Source organism: Neisseria oralis (assembly GCF_045062685.1).
GTDB classification, from domain to species: domain Bacteria; phylum Pseudomonadota; class Gammaproteobacteria; order Burkholderiales; family Neisseriaceae; genus Neisseria; species Neisseria oralis.
Genome location: NZ_JBJGEB010000104.1, coordinates 1 through 243, shown reverse-complemented (window position 1 = coordinate 243; position 243 = coordinate 1). Strand labels below are relative to the sequence as shown.

At 58.4% G+C, this 243-nt stretch carries 1 pseudogene; it reads right to left on the bottom strand.

What is annotated here, in order from left to right:
- Nucleotides 1-243: pseudogene (locus ACI43T_RS12245) on the bottom strand (mechanosensitive ion channel family protein); the annotation flags it as partial.

Genomic DNA, 243 nt, shown 5'->3' with positions numbered 1-243 from the left:
GTATTGTACGCGCAAAAATTCGTCCATAACCGCCTGTTGGATTTCCAGCCGCTTTGAAACGGGGGAGGCGAAGCGGACGATGATGCGGTATGCCTTGTCATCGTACGGCACGCGGGTAACGCGCGGTCTGGCGGCGGGCGTGATAAACAGTTTTTCCGCCTGCACGTTTTCCAAATGCCGTTGGATGGCGGGGATGTAGGGCGCGCACAAGGGCTCGAGTACGGCTTTCAGACGGCATACGGC